Source organism: Nitrospiria bacterium (assembly GCA_036397255.1).
Taxonomy (GTDB): Bacteria; Nitrospirota; Nitrospiria; order DASWJH01; family DASWJH01; genus DASWJH01.
In genome coordinates this window covers 1-20,219 of the sequence record DASWJH010000080.1, presented here as the reverse complement: position 1 = coordinate 20,219, position 20,219 = coordinate 1, and the positions used below count along the sequence as shown (strand labels likewise).

20 protein-coding genes are annotated in these 20,219 nt (G+C 45.8%); 16 read left to right on the top strand and 4 right to left on the bottom strand.

Translation table 11 applies throughout. The features are described 5' to 3' along the window. Window positions 1-388: RCC1 domain-containing protein (locus VGB26_10795; protein HEX9758268.1), on the top strand; the 388-nt coding region annotated here is incomplete at its 5' end. Between the two features lie 91 nt (window positions 389-479). Here the strand turns inward: VGB26_10795 and VGB26_10790 are convergent. Both VGB26_10790 and folP read right to left on the bottom strand, forming a co-directional pair. Next, window positions 480-1,682, bottom strand: a complete 1,203-nt coding sequence (locus tag VGB26_10790) for a hypothetical protein (GenBank protein HEX9758267.1) — start codon at window positions 1,680-1,682, stop codon at window positions 480-482. 275 nt (window positions 1,683-1,957) lie between these two features. Continuing rightward, the gene (folP, locus tag VGB26_10785; GenBank protein HEX9758266.1) at window positions 1,958-2,761 is read right to left on the bottom strand and encodes a dihydropteroate synthase; all 804 of its coding nucleotides are present in this window, start codon (window positions 2,759-2,761) and stop codon (window positions 1,958-1,960) included. A 128-nt stretch (window positions 2,762-2,889) separates the two neighbouring features. Between folP and VGB26_10780 the strand changes: the two genes are divergently transcribed. After that, complete coding sequence (locus VGB26_10780; GenBank protein ID HEX9758265.1) at window positions 2,890-4,014, top strand: citrate/2-methylcitrate synthase; 1,125 nt, start codon at window positions 2,890-2,892, stop codon at window positions 4,012-4,014. A 467-nt stretch (window positions 4,015-4,481) separates the two neighbouring features. Next, the gene (locus tag VGB26_10775; protein ID HEX9758264.1) at window positions 4,482-6,311 is read left to right on the top strand and encodes an SLC13 family permease; all 1,830 of its coding nucleotides are present in this window, start codon (window positions 4,482-4,484) and stop codon (window positions 6,309-6,311) included. A 41-nt stretch (window positions 6,312-6,352) separates the two neighbouring features. Here the strand turns inward: VGB26_10775 and VGB26_10770 are convergent, their stop codons facing one another. Further along, the gene (locus tag VGB26_10770; protein ID HEX9758263.1) at window positions 6,353-7,747 is read right to left on the bottom strand and encodes a dihydrolipoyl dehydrogenase; all 1,395 of its coding nucleotides are present in this window, start codon (window positions 7,745-7,747) and stop codon (window positions 6,353-6,355) included. Window positions 7,748-7,891: 144 nt separating this feature from the next. Between VGB26_10770 and panC the strand changes: the two genes are divergently transcribed. The 12 genes from panC to VGB26_10710 all read left to right on the top strand — a co-directional run bounded on the left by panC (window position 7,892) and on the right by VGB26_10710 (window position 19,202). Next, window positions 7,892-8,740, top strand: coding sequence for a pantoate--beta-alanine ligase (panC, locus tag VGB26_10765; protein HEX9758262.1), 849 nt, complete (start codon window positions 7,892-7,894; stop codon window positions 8,738-8,740). A gap of 12 nt (window positions 8,741-8,752) precedes the next feature. Beyond that, window positions 8,753-9,907: an SAM-dependent methyltransferase gene (locus tag VGB26_10760; protein HEX9758261.1), complete on the top strand. Its 1,155-nt coding sequence runs from the start codon at window positions 8,753-8,755 to the stop codon at window positions 9,905-9,907. A 186-nt stretch (window positions 9,908-10,093) separates the two neighbouring features. Then, on the top strand, window positions 10,094-10,405 hold the full coding sequence (locus tag VGB26_10755; protein HEX9758260.1) for an NADH-quinone oxidoreductase subunit A: 312 nt from the start codon (window positions 10,094-10,096) through the stop codon (window positions 10,403-10,405). Further along, a complete protein-coding gene (locus VGB26_10750; GenBank protein ID HEX9758259.1) occupies window positions 10,396-10,875 on the top strand; it encodes an NADH-quinone oxidoreductase subunit B family protein in 480 nt (159 codons plus the stop codon). Before VGB26_10755 ends, VGB26_10750 begins: the two co-directional genes overlap by 10 nt. Before the next feature lie 6 nt (window positions 10,876-10,881). After that, complete coding sequence (locus VGB26_10745) at window positions 10,882-11,403, top strand: NADH-quinone oxidoreductase subunit C (protein HEX9758258.1); 522 nt, start codon at window positions 10,882-10,884, stop codon at window positions 11,401-11,403. Between the two features lie 80 nt (window positions 11,404-11,483). Further along, window positions 11,484-12,626 (top strand): NADH dehydrogenase (quinone) subunit D, encoded by a 1,143-nt coding sequence (nuoD, locus tag VGB26_10740; GenBank protein ID HEX9758257.1) that lies wholly within the window; start codon window positions 11,484-11,486, stop codon window positions 12,624-12,626. Next, window positions 12,623-13,123 (top strand): NADH-quinone oxidoreductase subunit NuoE, encoded by a 501-nt coding sequence (gene nuoE, locus VGB26_10735; protein ID HEX9758256.1) that lies wholly within the window; start codon window positions 12,623-12,625, stop codon window positions 13,121-13,123. The genes nuoD and nuoE overlap by 4 nt, the downstream gene beginning before the upstream one ends. 21 nt (window positions 13,124-13,144) lie before the next feature. Beyond that, window positions 13,145-14,446, top strand: a complete 1,302-nt coding sequence (gene nuoF, locus VGB26_10730; GenBank protein HEX9758255.1) for an NADH-quinone oxidoreductase subunit NuoF — start codon at window positions 13,145-13,147, stop codon at window positions 14,444-14,446. A 9-nt stretch (window positions 14,447-14,455) separates the two neighbouring features. Next, the gene (gene nuoG / locus VGB26_10725) at window positions 14,456-17,092 is read left to right on the top strand and encodes an NADH-quinone oxidoreductase subunit NuoG (protein ID HEX9758254.1); all 2,637 of its coding nucleotides are present in this window, start codon (window positions 14,456-14,458) and stop codon (window positions 17,090-17,092) included. Continuing rightward, entirely contained in the window at window positions 17,092-18,120 is a 1,029-nt protein-coding gene (gene nuoH, locus VGB26_10720) for an NADH-quinone oxidoreductase subunit NuoH (protein HEX9758253.1), read from the top strand. The genes nuoG and nuoH overlap by 1 nt, the downstream gene beginning before the upstream one ends. An 18-nt stretch (window positions 18,121-18,138) precedes the next feature. Then, window positions 18,139-18,696 (top strand): NADH-quinone oxidoreductase subunit NuoI, encoded by a 558-nt coding sequence (gene nuoI / locus VGB26_10715; GenBank protein HEX9758252.1) that lies wholly within the window; start codon window positions 18,139-18,141, stop codon window positions 18,694-18,696. Next, window positions 18,693-19,202, top strand: coding sequence for an NADH-quinone oxidoreductase subunit J (locus tag VGB26_10710; protein HEX9758251.1), 510 nt, complete (start codon window positions 18,693-18,695; stop codon window positions 19,200-19,202). Before nuoI ends, VGB26_10710 begins: the two co-directional genes overlap by 4 nt. On the opposite strand, the gene VGB26_10705 is transcribed toward VGB26_10710, so the two are convergent. After that, window positions 19,199-19,600, bottom strand: coding sequence for a cytochrome c (locus tag VGB26_10705; protein HEX9758250.1), 402 nt, complete (start codon window positions 19,598-19,600; stop codon window positions 19,199-19,201). The two genes, VGB26_10710 and VGB26_10705, sit on opposite strands and share 4 nt — an antisense overlap. Before the next feature lie 252 nt (window positions 19,601-19,852). On the opposite strand from VGB26_10705, the gene VGB26_10700 reads away from it, so the two are divergent. Next, window positions 19,853-20,167, top strand: a complete 315-nt coding sequence (locus VGB26_10700) for a TrmH family RNA methyltransferase (GenBank protein ID HEX9758249.1) — start codon at window positions 19,853-19,855, stop codon at window positions 20,165-20,167. The last annotated feature ends 52 nt before the right edge of the window (window positions 20,168-20,219 follow it).

Genomic DNA, 20,219 nt, shown 5'->3' with positions numbered 1-20,219 from the left:
CCCTGTTAATGTCACCGGTGTGTTAACGGCGGTTGATATATCCGCCAATGTAACGGGCCAATTCACCTGTGTGGTGCTTGCAGATACCACGGTTCAGTGCTGGGGTTTAAATGAGCGTGGTGAGCTTGGAGTAGGGACTCTCCTGGGACCCGAGGTGTGTGGTCCTCCCGGGGGACTGCAGGTTAATTGCAGCCGAACCCCTGTTTCGGTGGTTGGATTAAACTCCGTGGCATTATTATCATCAGGAGGAAGGCATTCCTGTGCGTTCCTTGAAGACGGAACCGGACGGTGTTGGGGAAACAATGCCAACGGGCAATTGGGGAACGGGACCAATACCACAAGTTTCCCATGGGGTATTCCAACACCTGTAAACGTCCTTGGGTTTTAAAAGTTTAAAATCCCATTTCAAGGAATTTTTTTGGAAAGCTCCAGGACCTTCTCTTTGAATAAAAACTAGTCTTTTAAGTAATTTTAAGGGTTTAACACCCCCGAGTGGGGTACCATACATTGGGGAAACCGGCATCATCCACAAACTTAATCCAACCTTTCCATTTCTTGGAAATTTTCCCCTTTCCATCCACACAGGGATGAACCGAATAGCGTAAAACTTCCACTTCAAGCCATGCATCCTGGTTTTTTCCGGTGGGAAGGACATCTACCAGTTCATCCTTCAGGGATGTGACTTTTTTATGTTGGGTTCCCGGTTTGTTTCTCACTGTGAGAGGTGTTCGTGGATAAAACGGTACCTCTTTTTGTGTCAAAAGGAAATTGATCCAAGAGGAGAATTTAAATCCGTGTTTTTCTAAATCTGAGCTTTTTAACCAGGCTCCTTTTCTTTTTCCCTGGCGGAAAACCTCTAGGTATCCTTTTTTCTGGGAATAAACAGTGACGGCACTGGTTTCATAACCGATCTCACGTAAATCGTGACCTTTTTGTGGGATTTCCGTGGTGGTTCCCTTATGGATCAAATCAAACTTCCATTGCTGGGGATCGGCTTTTGCGGATCCTAAAGGTTTTCCGTCCGGGCTGTTGTATAAGGGGATAGGGGAATCCGGGAAAATAAGCATGCCGGGTTGCAAGGAAGAGGTTTCTTTCATAATAATTCCGATACCCCAATTTCCCGCTTCAGCCGGTTCCCGTTTCACCGCCCGGTGAGGCTGCCAATCGCGGTCCACATGAATATCCACATAATCTAAATAAGCCCCGCAGGGGTTTTGTTTTTCTTCTAATCTCCAGGAGTGAAATTTCCTCCGTTGAACAACAAATTTCATTTTTCCCTTTCGCCAGCAGGGTTGGGCCTTATTTAAATGATTAAGGTGAATCATTAAAGATCCATCGACTGTAAACGAGTGGGTACCGATATGGGTAATGGTTCCCTCCATGCTCATGGCCCGCTTGGCTGAGGCCATATCACCATCCCCTCCCTCGGTTTGATGGCCTTTGATGATGTAGTTCCCCTTTTGGTTTACAATGATGACTTTCCCAAAATGTTTCCAGCTGATCCATTGAAGACTGAAAGGATGTTTTCCTAGAAGGGCATGGGCAGCGGATTGGTCATCAATTTTGGTGATGGGGGTTTTTTTTGAAACATGGGCAAGAGAGGTTCCCAGGAGAAATAGAAACAAAATCCCGGTAGAAACCCAGGGGATCTTAAAAAATTTATCGGCCTTTAAAAAAGGCATAGGGGATGTGATTCTATCTGTTTATTTAAAAGGGCCCATTCTGCTCTGTTATGAAGTATAAACCATACCTGTGAGGGGTCAAATTGGGCTCCACATTTCCCATTTTTGTGTTTTTTGTTTAACCCTGGGTTAACACCCGGAAAGTTTTTTACATCATTCCCGAGGAAGCGGGATTCCAGAAAAAAGAAGCTCCCGCCTACTCGGAAGGGACAAATTGCATATGACAAAGCTTGCTCCGAAGAAGTATATTGGTTTGAAGGAAGGGTGGGGGTGGATTAACTGTTTTGGATGGCTTGGATCATCCTTAACGCATCGTGAAGAGCGGAGACATCATGGGTTCGGATAAAATCCACTCCTTGAAGAGCAGCCCAGATTTCGGTGGCGAGGGTTCCTGCACCCCGGTGGTTAATATCTTTATTGAGCACCGTCCCGATAAAAGACTTTCGGGAGGTGGAGATAAAGGTTTTTACCCCAAGGGATTTCAGGGGTTTGAATTCTTTGAGGACTTTTAGACTGGGCTCAGGGTTTCCTCCAAGGAAAAAGCCCATTCCGGGGTCAATGATGAGTCTTTTTTTTTCGATCCCATTTTCTTCCAAGGTTTTTATTCTCTCCTGAAAGAAAACAAAAATTTCATTAATTATGTTTTGATAATCCCTTTCTTTTTTTTCCGCGCGCGGGGACGAATTACGTGCATGCATGAGGATTACCGGAACCGTGCTTGGCCTCAGCAAAGAAATCCCTTTGGGATCTTTCAATGCGGTAATGTCGTTGATTAGATCTACTCCTTCTTTTAGAACCGCTTCGATTACGCCGGGTTTGTATGTGTCTACCGAGATTTTAATCCCTTTTGTTTTCAGTGACCTAATAACAGGAACCAACCGGTTGATTTCTTCTTGCGGGGAGATTTTTTGCCCGTCCGGATTGCTGGATTCCCCACCCAATTCAATGAAATCCGCACCTTGAGCGGAAAGTGCTTGGCCTTTCTGAATGGCTTTTTCAGAATCCAGAAAAAATCCTCCGTCCGAAAAGGAATCAGAGGTAATGTTTAAAATGCCAATGATTTTGGGTTTATTAAACATGGATAAAAAAATTGTAAGCCTTAATGCCTATAGAGTTCAAGTCCCAGACATTGAGGGAAGGCGTTTTTTGGCTTTATAAGCTATACTGATATGAAGAATTTAATAAGAAAATCAAAAAGGATTACCTCATGGACAAGCCCTATAGCCCAGGTTTAGAAGGTATCATCGCGGGAGAATCTTCCATTTGTGAAGTAGATGAGGAGACGGGAAATATGACCTATTGGGGTTATGATTTAGAAGAGCTTGCGGAGAGAGCGTCCTTTGAGGAAGTGATATATCTTCTTTTAAAAGGGGATCTTCCCAATCGACAGCAGCTTGACGTATTTTCCAATGAACTTTGCAAAAACAGGACGATTCCGACTTCTCTTTTTGATCTTTATAAAACCTTTCCCTATAAAACCGATCCCATGGATATTCTTCGAACCTATGTTTCTATCGTTGGAATTCATGATCCTGAAACTTGCGATACCTCTCCAGAGGGTTTAAAAAGAAAAGCTTTGCGTTTAACCGCCCAAATCCCAACCATGATTGCTTCCATTTACCGATTGCGGGGCGGCATGACTATTTTTGAACCCAAAGCAGGGGTATCCCATGTGGAGAATTTCTTTGCCATGTTAACGGGGAATTTGCCCGATCCGTTGGTGGAAAAAGCGATGAATGTTTCGTTGATCCTCTATGCGGAGCATGAATTTAATGCATCGACATTTTCCGCCCGGGTAACTGCATCCACCCTTTCCGATTTTTATTCCGCCATGACCTCTTCCATCGGGACCCTGAAAGGGTCATTGCATGGTGGCGCAAATGAACGGGTGATGGAGATGCTGTTGCAAATTGGTGAGGAGTCCAAAGCGGAAAAATGGATTCGGAATGCTCTTGCGAAGAAGCAACGAATTCCTGGATTTGGACACCGGGTGTATAAAAATGGAGATGCCAGATCCCGTGTGATTGAGCGCTACTGCAAGGCGTTGGGTGAGAAAACCGGTCAAACGAAATGGTATAATATGTCAAAGACCATCGAAAGGGTGGTCAAAGAAGAAAAAGGCTTTTTCCCAAATCTCGATTTCTATTCTGCATCCACCTACTATATGGTGGGTTTGCCCATTCCCCTTTACACACCCATCTTTGTCATGAGCCGTGTGGTAGGGTGGGCGGCTCATATTATAGAACAGCAATCCAACAACCGCTTAATCAGGCCTCGTAGTGTATACATTGGCCCTTCCTCAAAACCCTTTGTTTCTTTGGAACAAAGATAGCTCTACAGCCAAATTCATCCTTTCTAAACTTTATAAGATCTTTTAGACCACAATGATTGCTGGTTAATATTGAATACAGGGTGTAATTTTGAGTTAATATTTTTGCAATCCCTATGTGGATTGACTTGTTATCCGTTTTACAATTGAATGGAAGTGTTGTATAGATTCCTTAAAAAATATCTATTTGGTTCCACCAAAATTCTTGTAATATGTTTTTTTGTGTTTTTTCTGCAAAGGTCTTAGCCTTTGGTGTGAACGGGGTAGAAACGATCTCACAATCTGATAAACGCTTTGCTTTATTTCGGGTTAGAAAAAACCTTGCAAATCACCTATTATGCTTCTTTAATGTTCTATCCCCCTTGGGGTCATTTTCGTTAAAACAAATTCCAAAACAAAGAAATTTAAGAATTGTACATCTTGGTAAACGCACAAGAAGTTTTTCCTTCTCTGTTGGATAAGGCCTTGCAATGAATTTTCCGCCACTACCCGATATTCATGCTGTAGCCATTTTAATTTTAACTGGGATCGCCCTTTTCCTGTTTACACGGGAAAAAATTCCATTGGAAACATCAAGCCTTTTGGTGTTAGCAGCGGTCACCATAGGGTTTGAACTTTTCCCTTACACGCTGGGGGATAAGAAGCTCCGCGCAGTCGATTTCTTTTCAGGATTTGGACACGAAGCCTTAGTGGCGGTGTGTGCCCTTATGATTGCCGGCCAGGGATTAGTACGGACGGGGGCTTTAGAACCTTTTGGCCGTGCCTTGGCTAGGATTTGGGTTTTATCCCCTCAGTTTTCCTTGTTTCTGGCACTCCTGGTGAGTGGGGTCTTAAGTGCCTTTGTAAACAATACCCCTATTGTCATTCTGTTTTTACCCATTCTCATTTCTGTTTCCCTTCGAACAAAAACACCCGCTTCAAAGATATTAATGCCAATGGGTTTTGCCACCTTAGTCGGGGGAATGAGTACCACAATAGGTACCTCGACGAACCTTCTGGTGGTTTCCGTTGCGGCGGATTTAGGGATACAAAGGTTTCAAATGTTTGATTTTTTTGTTCCTGCAGCAATCGCCGGGGGTATCGCGGTGGTTTACCTCTGGCTCTTGGCACCACGGCTTCTCCCGGAGCGAGTACCTCTCCTGGGTGATACCTCTCCTCGGATTTTCACGGCCCAATTGATTATTAACGAAGAGAGTTTTGGGGAGGGAAAATCCCTTTCGGAACTGATTAAGAAAACAAACGGAGCAATGAGAGTAACGCGAATTCAAAGAGGCCCCGGGACTTTTATTACCCCCCTTCCGGATGTGCTCATTAAGGCAGGGGACCGGATGCGGGTGGATGATACCCCTGAACAGTTAAAGGAATTTGAACAGGTCCTTGGCGCTTCGCTTTTTTCGGGTGAGAACCCGGTGAATGAAGAGAATCCTCTTAAAGCGGAAGATCAGCAAATCGCTGAGGTTGTGGTGGTTCCGGGTTCACCGCTTGAGGGAACAACCATAAATTATGCGCGGTTCAGGGACCGTTATCAATTGGTTACCCTTGCCATTCACCGGGCAGGAAGAGTCGTGGAGACCATTCGAAAAAGTTTGGGCGATGTTGTATTAAGGACAGGGGATGTCCTTTTAGTTCAGGGGGCCCGGGAGCAAATTAAATCCCTTAAACAAACCGGTGAATTATTGGTCTTGGATGCCACTTCCGATCTTCCCCATACGTCCAAGGCTCCCTTGGCGCTTGCAATTATGGCAGGGGTGATCCTAGTCGTTGCGTTTGGGTTATTACCGATTGCAATCAGTTCCTTAGTTGGTGTCCTACTCATGATTTTTACCGGGTGCCTCAGCTGGAGAGATGCAACAAGTGCCTTAAGCGCTCCTGTCATAATGATTGTTGTCGCCAGTCTGGCTCTTGGTGTAGCAATGGTTAAAACAGGAGGGGCGGAATATCTTGCCCAGGTGTTTGTAACGGCAACGTTTGGCGCATCCCCAACAATGGTCCTGAGCGGGCTGATGTTGTTAATGGCGGTTTTAACCAATATTGTTTCAAACAATGCCGCCGCGGTCATTGGTACCCCCATTTCCGTCAGTATTGCCCAGCAATTGGGGATGCCCCCTGAGCCTTTTGTCCTTGCGGTCCTGTTCGGTTCCAACATGAGTTATGCAACTCCTATGGCCTATAAAACCAATTTGCTTGTAATGAATGCGGGGGGATATTCATTCGGGGACTTTGTCAGGATCGGAGTTCCGCTGACACTGATCATGTGGCTGACATTTTCCTGGCTGCTTCCTTTAATGTATGGTTTCTGATTGGATTCCGGTTTAAAATTTTGGATTCCATCCCTTGTTCATCAGGTTTTTAAAAGTTTAGATGAACTTATCTTTTCGGCAATTTCTTCGGCAGGGTAGGTAAAAATTTCAGAAAGGGTAGGGTGGTAATGAGGAATCTGAAGAAATTGCTGGACGGTGCTTCGAAAGGTCATGGCCACGATCATTTCATGAATCAGCTCTCCCCCTTCAGGGCCCAACACCTGGACCCCTAAAATTTCCCCGGTTTTTGAATCGGCAATCATTTTCGCAAAGCCTTGGGTCTGTCCGGTACAGATGGCCTTCCCTAAATCATTAAAGGGGAAAGAAGCCACTTGAACGTTGATTCCTTTTTGTTGCGCTTCTTTTTCGGTTAGTCCCACCTTTGCGAAAGTGGGATCGGTAAAAACCACAAATGGAACAATGCGGTAATCCGCTTTTTTCTTTTGCTCCGAAAACGCGTTATGGCCTGCAACCTCCCCCTGATAAACGGCCACATGGGTGAGCTGATATATTCCGGTGACATCCCCCACAGCGAAAATTCCAGTGGTTTTGGTTTCCATTTCATCATTGACAATGATGCCATTCCAATTGGTTTCCACCCCTGCGGCTTCTAAATTTAAGCCTTCCAGTTGGGGTTGCCGGCCTGCTGCCAATAATATTTCCTCTACCTCCACACTTCGGGGTGTTCCTTGGCATGTGATTTCAAAGGATTTTAAGGTCCCCTTTTTTGAAACCCTCTCAAATGTTAAATGGTGACACACTTCCATTCCCTCTTCTTGGAGGTATTGACCCAAGGCCGTTCCAATATCCTCATCTTCTTTACTCAGCACATGGCCGCTTCTTTCTAATATGGTGACCTTGACCCCCATCCGCGCAAAGTGCTGCCCTAACTCCAAACCTACCGCTCCGGCACCGAGAACCGCCAATGATTTGGGGAGCTTTGTCAATTCGAGTGCGTCATCACTGGTGATAAACCCGAACTCCTTTAGGCCCGGAATGGGAGGGATGGCCAAATCGGAGCCCGTTCCAATGACAAATTTTTCTCCTTGAATGATTCTTGATCCCACTTGTATTTCCCTTGGGGATCGGAATTGAGCGAGCCCATCGATGAAGGTGATGTTGGGATTGGATACGACTTCTTGAAACCGATAATCGGAAAAACCCTTGATGATCTCATTTTTCCTTGAAATAATTCCTGGGTAATCAATTTGAGGTTTTTTAAAAGAGACGCCAAGTTTAATTGAAGTTTTACCCAGATGTACCAATTCTGCGGAACGAAGGAGGGTTTTAGAGGGCATGCATCCCTTGAGAATGCACAGTCCCCCGAACGGGCCTTTATCGATCAATGCCACTTTTTTCCCAAGGCCTGTGGCCACACGTGCTGCAGCAAAACCTCCGCTTCCTGCCCCAATCACCACCAGATCAAATTGCTCCATTTATTTGGGTCCTCATTTTTTTCTTTAAAATTCTGAACGGCTATTATAATCAGCGGTGGAATGGACTACAATCTTTTTTCTTTCCGATGAGGATTTTGGCATGTTAACATAATGAATCTAATTTAACGGGACAGGGAGAATGACTTGAAAATTATTCGAAGTGCCAGATCCATGAAAAAAATCTCAGAGGATGCGAGAAAACGAAGATGGGGTATCGGTTTTGTCCCCACACTGGGGTATCTTCACCCGGGGCATTTGTCTTTAATTAAGAGGGCGAGGGGTCTTTGCCGGGTGGTGGTGGTATCGGTTTATGTGAATCCCATGCAATTTGCACCCAGGGAGGATTTTTCGATTTACCCTAGAGATCCCAAAGGAGATGCGGAAAAAGCAAATGCCGCAGGAGCCGACTATCTTTTTTATCCTTCTACCAACGTCATGTACCCTAAAGGATCTCAGACCTTTGTTCAAGTGGAAAACCTGACCCGGTTCCTATGTGGCCCTTTCAGGCCGTCTCATTTTCGAGGCGTGACTACCGTCGTGGCCAAACTATTTGAAATCATCGAGCCTCACCGGGCTTTTTTTGGCCAAAAAGATTACCAGCAGTTTCGTGTGATCCAGCAAATGGTGAAAGATCTTCATATGAAAGTTAAAATTGAGATGTGTCCTACCATTCGTGAGCACGATGGACTGGCCATGAGTTCCAGAAACAGCTATTTATCCCCTAAAGAACGTCGGGCGGGGATCTCTTTGTTCCGGTCGTTGCAGCGCGCAAAAATTCTTGTCAGTAAAGGAGAGTTTTCCTCTTCCCGAATTCGCCGGTCTATGATGAAGGAATTTGAGGAGAAAGCCAAATTCAAACTGGAGTACCTGAGCATTTGTGATGCTCAAACTTTACAAGAGGTGACCACCGTTCGAAAAAAGACGCTCATTGCTTTGGCGGCTTGGGTGGGAAAAACCCGACTCATCGACAATATTCTTTTGCGGGGAGAATAAAAGGAAAACCCTGTGACGGGAAACGAAAAATTAATTCGAAAAATAAAAGATACTATCCGAAAAAAAGGTGCGATTTCCTTTTGCCAGTTTATGGAAATGGCTTTGTATGACCCAGAAGAGGGTTACTATATGGCCTCTCATAAACAATTCGGGGAAGGAGGGGATTTTGCAACCAGCACGGAATTTCATCCCCTCTTCGGAAAGATGGTGGCAAAGCAATTGGCTCAAATGCTAGGAGGGTTTCCTCAAGGGATTCCTTTGAGTCTGGTTGAAATGGGTGCGGGTAAAGGGGATCTGGGAGAATTGATTTTACAGTTTTTTGAAGAGCACTATCCACACCTCTATGAAAGGATCATCTATGAGGTGGTTGAACGAAGCCCTGCATTAAGGGCATGTCAAGGGAAGCGCTTGAGGGACTATGAACAAAAAGGGAAGGTGGCCTGGTTTGAGAATCTCAAGGCTTTGAAAAATCCTCGAAGAGGATGTCTTTTTTCAAACGAATTGGTGGATTCTTTTCCGGTTCACCGGGTTCAAATCATTAAAGGTGAAATTAAGGAGATTTTTGTTACAATTGAAAAAGGGCAATGGGTTGAATCCTTACTCCCCCCCTCCACCCCGGCGCTTGAAAATTATTTTAAGAGATTGGGAATCCATTTGGCTGAAGGGGCCATAGCGGAGGTTAACCTTAAAGCGATGGATTGGATGAAAGAGGTGGGAGAACTCCTGGATTCCGGGTATGTGATGACAGTGGATTATGGATATCCTGCAAAACAATTGTATGTGCCTGGCCGTCGCAAGGGAACCCTGATGTGTTATTACCGGCATGGGGTGGAAGAAAACCCCTATACTCGGATCGGGTTGCAGGATATAACCTCCCATGTGGATTTTTCTTCCTTGGTTTTGGAAGGAAAAAAAGCTGAATTAGAGGTCTTGGGGTTTACAGATCAATTGAGTTTTTTAATGGGTTTAGGAATCTCTCAGGAAATGGAAGCCATGGTAAAGGAAAAAGGACCGGAGACTTTGGAGTTTCAAAGGGCAAAGGCCTTGCTTCTTCCAGAAAGAATGGGAAAGGTTTTTAAGGTTCTTATCCTGGGTAAAAAGCAACCCGTTATTAATTTGGATGGATTGGCTTTTCGTCCATTTATTTCAGGGGTTTTGGAAATATGAGGGGCCGTTTTTTCTTGACAAAAATGAGGGGGTCCTATAATATTTAGAGCTCGCTTTTTTTATTCGATTTTTTTCGTTTTAATAAATAAAATCAATGTGATAGGTGAGGTTTAGGGGGGCTAATCTTTGCCAGAGTCGTTTGTCCCAGCCAATTATCTGGCGATTTTAATTTTTATTTTTATAGGCATGGCCTTCGGCGGGATCAGTCTACTGGCCGGGTATTTGGTTCGTCCAAGCCGTCCTTATCGAAACAAGCTAAAGCCCTATGAGAGCGGGATGGACCCTTTTACGGATGCAAGGGTTCCGTTTCCCTCCCGGTATTATATCATCGCCATGCTGTTTGTTATTTTTGATATTGAAGCGGTTTTTATGTATCCCTGGGCGGTGGTGTATAATCAGATCGGTTTGTACGGCCTCATTGAAATGATTCTTTTTATCGGAATTCTTTTTGTGGGTTATTTCTATGCGTGGATGAAAGGAGCTTTAGAATGGGATTGATGCAAAATCAGTTTGATAGTAACGTCGTGACCACCAGCCTCGATTCCGTTGTGAATTGGGCTCGAAAGTCATCCCTGTGGCCCATGACCTTTGGGCTGGCCTGTTGCGCTATAGAAATGATTGCGTCGGTTTCCTCGAAATATGATATTGATCGGTATGGGGCAGGAGTTTTTCGTGCCTCTCCCCGTCAATCGGATCTCATGATTGTTGCGGGCACGGTGTGCCGGAAAATGGCGCCAATCATTCGGCGGATTTACGATCAAATGCCCGAACCGAGATATGTGATTTCCATGGGTTCCTGTGCTACATCGGGAAATATTTACAATAGCTATAGTGTGGTTCAAGGGGTGGATAAAATTGTTCCCGTAGATATTTATGTTCCGGGGTGCCCTCCCAGACCCGAGGCTCTCTTTGATGGGATTCTCAAGCTTCAAGAAAAAATAATGAAAGAGAAAGTATTCATAAAGTAGGATCCCATGCATCCCATCGCTGAAAAGGTTCGTAGCCAGTTTCCACAGGCGTTTATTGAAAGCCGTGAAACGTTGGGGGAATTAAGCATTCAGATCCGCAAAGAGGAAATTGTTCCGGTCTGCCGGTTTCTCCACGATGACCCCGATCTTTCTTTTGACCATATTACCGATATTTGCTCTGTTGATTTTCCCGAGGATCAGGAGCGGTATGAGGTGGTTTATCATTTTTACTCCATTCTTAAAAATCACCGTGTTCGGATCAAAGCAAGGGTGGATGAAGAGGATTGCCAAATTGAATCCGTATGTGAAATTTGGAAAGGTGCCAATTTTCTGGAACGGGAAACCTACGATATGATGGGGATTGAATTTAGGAACCACCCGGATCACCGGCGAATTTTGATGACCGATGATTTTGAGGGTTGGCCTTTGCGGAAGGATTTTCCTACAGAAGGAAAGGGGTGGCGGAATTCCTTTGATGAGTTTTTACCCCGGCCGGATGAAGAGGGTGAGGAAGGTTTAGGAAATTAATTGTGAGCATAGAAACCAAAGAAAAGGAAAAGACTGAGGATTCTCCACTGCCCAAGCGCAGCGAAGATCTTCTCCTGAATATGGGGCCACAGCATCCCAGCACCCATGGAGTGTTGCGTGTGGTTCTGGATCTGGAGGGTGAAAAGATCGTCAAAGCAACGCCCCATTTAGGGTATCTTCACCGAGGTGTGGAGAAGCTAGCGGAGGTATCTACCTATAATCAAGTCATTCCACTGACGGATCGGCTGGATTATGTCTGTTCCATGACCAATAATTTTTCTTATGTCCGAGCCGTAGAGAAGCTATTGCAAATTGAAATCCCAGAACGAGGGGAATATGTTCGGACCATTGTGGCAGAAATGCAAAGATTGGCAGGACATCTTTTCTGGCTGGGGACACAGGCTCTGGATATCGGGGCCATGACTGTGTTTTTCTTCACCTTTCGAGAACGAGAGGTTCTGCTCAACATGTTTGAGAAAATTTGCGGGGCTCGTCTTACCATGAGTTATTATCGGGTCGGCGGGGTGGATCAGGATTTAACCCCGGAGGTGATCGTCCAGCTTCGGGATTTTCTGAAAGAGTTTCCACCTAAAATTGAGGAATATAATACCTTGTTGGAAACCAACCGGATCTGGTTGGCCCGAACGAAAGGAATCGCCTATATCTCCGCAGAGGATGCCATCAATTTTGGACTGACAGGACCTCCGCTAAGAGGATCAGGGGTCAATTATGATATCCGAAAGGCGGAGCCCTATGCGGCCTATGACAAAGTGGAGTGGGATGTCCCCATGGGAAAAAACGGGGATACCTATGATCGGTATTGGGTTCGCGTGCAGGAGATGAAACAATCCGCCCGGATTATTAGTCAATGCCTAGACCAGCTTCCGGAAGGGCCTTTTTTGGCCGATCTTCCCAAGTTTACCCTTCCTCCAAAATCGTTGGTCATGTCGGATATGGAGAGTTTAATCCATCACTTTAAACTGGTGACGGAAGGGTTTCGCGTTCCCCCCGGTGAAACCTATTGCGGGACGGAAGCTCCGAAAGGAGAGCTTGGATTTTACATTGTCAGTGATGGGAGCGGAAAACCCTACCGGATGAAAATCCGATCACCCTCCTTTATCCATATGGGTGCGTTTGATTATATGGCCCGGGGGTATATGATTGCCGATGTTGTGACCATCTTTGGAACATACGATGTGGTAATGGGAGAATGTGACCGATGATCAAGGAATTACCGAAGCGGTACTCTGATGAAATTGAAATGGAGGTTCGAGAAATCCTTGGGCAATTTCCGCTTAAACGCTCTGCCTTACTTCCGATTTTACACTTGGTTCAGAGGGAGGAGGGCTATATTTCTGAGGAAGCCATGCGCTGGGTAGCCCGGGTGCTTGATTTGACTCCCATTCAGGTTTATGAAGTGGTGACGTTTTATACCCTCTTTAACCAAAAGCCGGTGGGGAAATACCATTTGCAGGTTTGTAAAACTCTATCCTGCGCTTTGGTGGGTGCTGGGCAGTTGATTTCCCACCTGGAGAATAAATTGGGGATAAAAGTGGGGGAAACCACCGAGGATGGTCTTTTTACACTCAAGACCGTTGAGTGTTTGGCCTCCTGTGGAACTTCTCCCATGATGCAGGTGAATGATGCGTATTATGAAAACCTCAATGGCGAAAAAGTAGATGCTCTTTTGGAGGAACTTCGGGCGAAGGCAACAAATTAATATTCTATAGAAGGTTGATGAATGACTCACGAAAAAGTTTTATTTAAAAATATGGAGGTTCCGGGGTATCAGGGTGATATGAAGGCTTACCTGGCCGTGGGAGGGTATGAGAGTCTCAAAAAAACTCTCAAAGGAATTACCCCTGAACAGATCATTGAAATGGTTAAAAAATCCGGGTTGCGGGGAAGAGGCGGGGCTGGTTTTCCCACCGGCCTGAAGTGGAGCTTCATCCCGAAGGATCCATCTCTTCCAAAATATTTGTGCTGCAATGCCGATGAGAGTGAGCCGGGAACTTTTAAGGACAGACAGCTATTGGAACGGGATCCCCATCAAATGATTGAAGGGATGATCATTGCCTGTTATGCCATCGGAGCCAAAAAAGGGTTTATCTATATTCGAGGGGAATTCGGGTATCCGGCCAAGGTGCTCGAACGGTCCCTGCGTGAAGCCTATGAACAAGGGTTTCTCGGAAAAGATATCCTTGGGAGCCGGTTTGATCTGGACATCATATTATATCGAGGGGCCGGGGCCTATATCTGTGGGGAGGAGACCGCGCTGATGGAATCTTTAGAGGGAAAAAGGGGACTTCCCAGATTTAAACCTCCCTTTCCCGCTACCCACGGTTTATATGGCAAACCCACCGTGATTAACAACGTGGAGACTCTTGCCAATTTGCCCTATATCATTGGAAAAGGGCCGGAATGGTATGCTGCCATAGGAACCCAGAAAAGCCCTGGGACCCGCATTTTCTCCGTGAGCGGTCATGTGAAAAGACCCGGCAATTATGAGGTTCCTCTGGGTAGCCCGATGAGGGAGTTGATTTACGATTTGGCGGGAGGCATAAGAGATGATCGGAAATTAAAGGCAGTGATTCCAGGGGGTGCTTCAGCCGCTTTCCTCACGGAGGAACATCTGGATGTCAAGATGGATTTTGAGTCGATGGCTCAAGTGGGGTCCATGCTGGGTTCTGGAGGAGTGACTGTCATGGATGATTCCACCTGCATGGTTTGGGCGGCCTTAAACCTGATGGCTTTTTTTCATCACGAGTGTTGCGGAAAATGTACTCCTTGCCGGGAGGGAAGCTCCTGGCTCTACCAAATCATGCATCGCATTGAGCACGGGGAAGGAAGGATGAAGGATCTGGATCTTCTGGTTGCTCTCAGCGATAATATTGCAGGAAAAACGGTTTGTGCTTTTGGGGATGCGGAAGTGGCTCCTATTTTAAGCACCTTAAAACATTTTCGGGCCGAATATGAAGCCCATATTCAATCGAGGGCCTGCCCCTTCTCAGGAGCGGACAAGCTCATCATGATTGGAGGTTAGGAAAACAAGATGTTAGTCACGGTCAAAATTGACGGGAAGGAAGTGAAGGTAGAGAAAGGGAGCCTCCTCATTGAGGCCGCTAAACGGGCAGGGGTTGATGTTCCCCATTTCTGCTATCACCCGAAATTAGACCCTGATGCCAATTGCCGAATGTGCCTAGTGGAAATTGAAAAAATTCCAAAACTACAAACCGCCTGCAGTACGCCTGTGACGGATGGGATGGTGGTGTTCAGTTCAAAAGAAAATGTGACCAAGGCAAGAAATGGAGTAATGGAATTTATTTTGTCCAATCATCCTCTGGATTGCCCGATCTGTGACCAAGGGGGGGATTGTCAACTTCAGGACACGGCCCACGACTACAGCGCCAGGGGAAGGTTTGGAGAAGAAAAGCGACAGTTTGAAAAAGAATATTTTGGGCCTTTTATTGATAAAGAAATGAATCGTTGTGTTACCTGTCTTCGCTGTGTGCGTTATTGCGATGAGGTCCTGGATGTCAAAGCGCTGGGGCCGTTTGACAGGGGAACCTTTACCCAAATCGGAGCTTTTGGCCATAATGAATTAAACTGTGAATTCTGTGGAGGCTGTATTCAGATCTGTCCGGTGGGTGCTTTGACCAACCGTTTGCCAATGTATGAGTACCGTCCTTGGGAGCTCAAGGAAACCATTACCATTTGCAACTATTGCGGCGATGGATGTGAGTTGTCCCTGGCCACCCGCGGGGGGGAGGTTATGCGTGTGACATCGACCTGGGGTGAAGGGCGAAATGAAGGGGACCTCTGTGCAAAGGGTTATTTTGGATATCCGGTTATTCACCAAAAGGAACGTTTGTCTGTACCCTCCGTTCGGAGCGAAGGGGGCCGAGAAGAAATCATTTGGGAGGAAGCTATTCCGGAGGTGGCAGGACGATTGGGCCGGATCAAAGCCGACTACGGTGGAGAGGCCATTGCTGGAATGATCTCTGCCCGCTGTACCAATGAGGATCTTTACCTGTTTCAAAAATTGATGCGGCAGGTTTTACAAACCAATCATGTGGATAGCTCTGCCCGTTATGGGCATATGAATGCGGTTCTGGGATTTAAAAAAGTCATGGGTCTGTCCCGAAGTACCGTAACCTATGAAGAGATTGTCGGAGCACAGGCCTTGCTTCTTTTTGGAGCCGATATTACAGAGACCAATTCCATTACCGGGATCAAAGTTAAGGAAGCGGTGAAAAAACATCATGCAAGGCTCATTAGTGTGGATCCATTCCAAACGAATATTTCCCGACTGGCGTCTCATCCCCTTCATTTAAAGCTGGGGGCAGACCGTTGGCTCATTCGGGGGATGATTAAAGCGATTTTAGAGGAAAGTTTTCACGACCGTGGGTTGGAGAAGGAAGGGGCACGCTATCTCGCTCAGTGGAGGCGGTTGAGTGGATCCCTTTCTGATGAGGAGTTGGAGGAAAGGACAGGCGTTTCGCCTCGAGATTGGAAGGAAGCCGCCCGTTTGTATGCAACCTCCGAGCGTGCGATCATTATTTTTGGGCAGGGAATTACCCGTGAAAAAAATGGGTATGCTGCCACGATGGATCTTTTGGATCTGGCCTTGATTTCGGGGAAACTAACCGCGCCCGGGTGCGGCCTTTTGCACCTTTGTGAGGAAAACAATGAACAGGGGGCGTTGGACATGGGGGTGGCCCCGGAATTTTTACCGGGTGGGATGTGGGCTTCTGAACAGTTGACCCGTGAACGGATGGGAAAACTTTGGAATTGTGAACTCCCCGTTTTTAAGGGGGCTACCTTTCCCGAGATGCTGGAGAAAATCGATCGGGGTGAGATTAAAGCGCTGTACCTGGTGGGTGAGGATCCGGTCGGTACGTTACCTGAGTCCTATCGTGTCAAGGAGATCCTTGGAAAATTAGACCTTCTCATTTGTCAGGATATTTTTCTTACCGAAACCGGAGCCATGTCCCATATTCTTCTGCCCGCCGCAGGATATGCCGAGAAAGAAGGAACCTTTACCAATCATGAGGGATACGTACAAAAGGTGAGGAAAGCCCTTGAACCTTTTATCGATCGGAAACCTGATTGGGAAATTTTTGCTTTGATTGCCCAGTCCTTCGAAGCCCCTTTTGAATATGAAAGTTCACGGGAGATTAAACGGGAAATTATGCGGGCCATATCCGGTTATTATGGAGAAAGGCACTCCCAAGCAAGCCTTCAAGAAACCGTTGGACGGGGAGTGGCCTCTTATGTTACCGGAGGTTATGAGCAGGGGTTTTCAGATCGCGTGGTTTTACCCGGGTATTTAGAGGGGAACGGATTTCAATTGGTAATGGGACAAGTCCTTTTTCATTCTGGAAAATTAACTAAGAGGTCCAGTGCGTTAATGCAAATGGCATCAGACCCGTCACTTTTAATTCATCCCGATGATGCAAACCGATTGGGCCTACAGGAAGGGGATAAGGTTCGGCTTTCCTCCCCGGGGGGAGAGGTCAAGGTCGGTGTGAAATTAAGTGAAAAATATCCGCCCGGAGTTGTTTTTTACCCTGAGCATTTGGCTGAAAAACCGATAAGAAATCTGGTTCAATATAACGTTGATTCTGTGACAGGGGTTCCCTATTATCATACAGGGCCAATTCACATTGAAAAAGAGGGTGGTTTGTGATGGAAGCAGGGGCATTGCTCATAGGGGTATTAATTGTCATAACCCTAGTTTTGGTGACGGTTTTAGGGCACGTGGCTTATTTAACCTATTTTGAACGAAAGATTCTAGGGCATATGCAAGACCGGTTGGGGCCAATGGAGGTGGGATTCCATGGTTTGTTGCAGCCGATTGCCGATGGGCTAAAACTTTTTTTCAAAGAGGACATTGTACCCTCTGGGGCTAATAAAATTATCTTCAGCGTGGCCCCAATTATTTCTTTGGTCCCGGCTTTAATTGGGTTTGCGGTCATTCCATTTGGAAGAGATGAGACCTCTTTTTTTGGAATTACGCTTCACCCCTATATTAGTGATCTGAATATTGGAATTCTCTATATACTAGCTTTTTCTTCGGTAGGGGCCTACGGCATATTGTTGGGGGGCTGGTCCTCCAACAGTAAATATTCCCTTCTGGGGGGACTGCGTTCTGCCGCCCAGGTCATCAGTTACGAATTGACGCTGGGCCTTTCGTTGGTTGGCGTTCTGCTCATGTCGGGATCTCTCAGCATGGTTACCATCACGGAAGGCCAAGCAGGTGGATTTTGGAATTGGCACATTTTTGCCATGCCTTTTCCTCAAATATTTGCTTTTGCCGTATATGTTATATCGGCCGTTGCCGAGACCAACCGCCTTCCATTTGATCTTCCCGAAGCAGAGAGCGAGTTGGTTGCGGGTTTCTTCACAGAGTACAGTGGAATGCGGTTTGCCTTCTTCTTTTTGGCGGAATATGCCAACATGATCTTGGTTTCTGCCATTGCCACGGTCATGTTTTTAGGGGGGTGGCATTCACCGGTTGCATTTTTGGATTTCATTCCTCCGGTGGTATGGTTTTTAATCAAGGTTTATGGGTTTCTCTTTTTCTTTTTCTGGATTCGTGCGACCCTGCCCCGATTACGATACGACCAACTCATGAAATTTGGATGGAAAATCATGTTGCCCATTGCCCTGGCCAATGTGGTGCTTTCTTCTGTTTTGATTTATGTTTTTAAGTAAACAGAAAGGTTTTATGAAATGATAACCCTCAAAAAAGCTCTCTATACCATCTTTTTTGTTGAAATCCTCAAAGGATTGGGGGTTACTTTTAAACATATGTTCGTGAAATCCATCACCCTCCAATATCCCCATGTCAAACCTGATCTTCCTGAGAATTACCGTGGAATGTTATGCCTTCTACGCTATGATGATGGAACGGATAAATGCGTGGGATGTTCCCTTTGCGAGGCGGCTTGTCCTTCCCATACCATTTTGGTGGTGGGGGCAGAGGAAGAAGGGAACCCCTTAAAGCGGTACGCCAAGGAATATTATATCGATATTACCCGTTGTGTTTTTTGTGGTTTTTGTGTTACCGCTTGTCCGGTGGATGCTTTGGGGATGACCAAAGAGTTTGAATTTGCCACTGCGGACAAGCGTGATTTGGTGTTAAATAAGGAAACTCTCCTCGCGATCGGTGATAAAGGATTCCCCAATCGTCCCCCCAAGCCCGCATTTATGACCTCCTGCGAAGGGAATGTATTCCTGGAGGCAGCGAAAGCCAAAGACTATCCCCAAAAAAAGGTGTTTAGGGAATGACCCTATTCCTGTTTTTCTATTTTGCATCTGTAATCGTGGTGACCGGGGTGTTGGTCATTGCCCTGCGGAATCCCATGTATAGTGCCATTTCTCTTCTCGTCATGTTTTTTCATATCGCGGGAATTTATGTGGTCCTCAATGCCGAGTTTATTGCCGTGATCCAAATATTGATTTATGCTGGGGCCATATTGGTTTTATATCTTTTTGTGGTGATGCTGCTGAACTTCAAAAATGAAGAGCGGTTTCAGAACCAACTTCTTCCTGCTCTGTTGATTGGGTTGACGGTTTTTACAATTATTAGTGTTGTATTTTTTAAAACCCATTTTAAAGGGATCCCAGGTGAGTATACAATTGAACGGATCCAAAAAATGGGAAATACCCAGGCAGTGGGAGAGGTTCTCTATACTTCCTACCTGCTTCCCTTTGAAATTGCCTCCCTCATTTTATTGGTGGCCATGGTTGGCGCTATCGTTCTCACCAAAAAAGGCTTGATGCGGAAAGATTAAAATATCCCTGCCTGTTTCTGGAGCCAACGGACATAGCCGATGATGTGGGTTACCTCCTCCTGGGGCACCCCTGGGAGTTTGGGCATATCCCCAAATTTCCAATGATGGGCACGGACCCCATTTCGTACCGCCAAATGAAAGCTTGCGTCTCCATGGTGGTTCGGTTCATATATTTTCGAGATAAAGGAGGGGCCTTTATCCGTACCCTTGGCTTTTTCTCCATGACATGCTGCGCATCTTGCATGAAACAGCTCCTCCCCTTTTATAAATTGAGGGGGAAGGTTCGAAGTCGAAGTGATTTGTTCTTCATGGGTTCGAGTCTCTTCCGAATTTGTTTCCGTGCACCCAAATAAGAAAAGAATATGAATCAAAGCAAATCCCAATATCCATATTTTCATCCCCTTTACCTCCCTTTTAATTCCAAAGTTTTATAAAAAACTACTAGCCGAATTTTGAAAACCCTCTTTCTTCCATTTCAAGGGTTCCCCTTTTGCCGTCATTCCCGAAGGTTTTATCGGGAAACCAGTTCATGTATAATCGAAAGCTCCTTGATTGCTGATCCACGCTTAAGGCAAACCGGGCATTTTTTGCGGGAGTTTCAACCTATTAGACCTTTGAACCCTCCCTAAATTTTGTTAAGATAACCCTCCATGTCTAAGAACCCGGTTAAACCTTTTCAGAATATTGATATTGTTTTAGTGAGACCTCTTCGCCCCGGAAATATCGGCTCGGCCGCAAGGGCCATGAAGAATATGGGTTTTTCAAGTTTGTCTCTGGTGGATGCTTGCAACCATTTGGTGTCGGAAGCCTATCAAATGGCTTATGGTGCCCATGATGTTTTGGAAGGGGCCAAACATTATGCGACGTTATCCGAGGCCAGTAGTGTCCCAACGTTGAATGGGTTGCCTGTTCTAACTTATAGAGAAATATTGGTTTTTCTTTTAAAGTGCAATTTTTCGATTTGAAATATTTCTGTCCGATAGGCCACACTTCCGTATACCTGCAGAAGGAGATGGC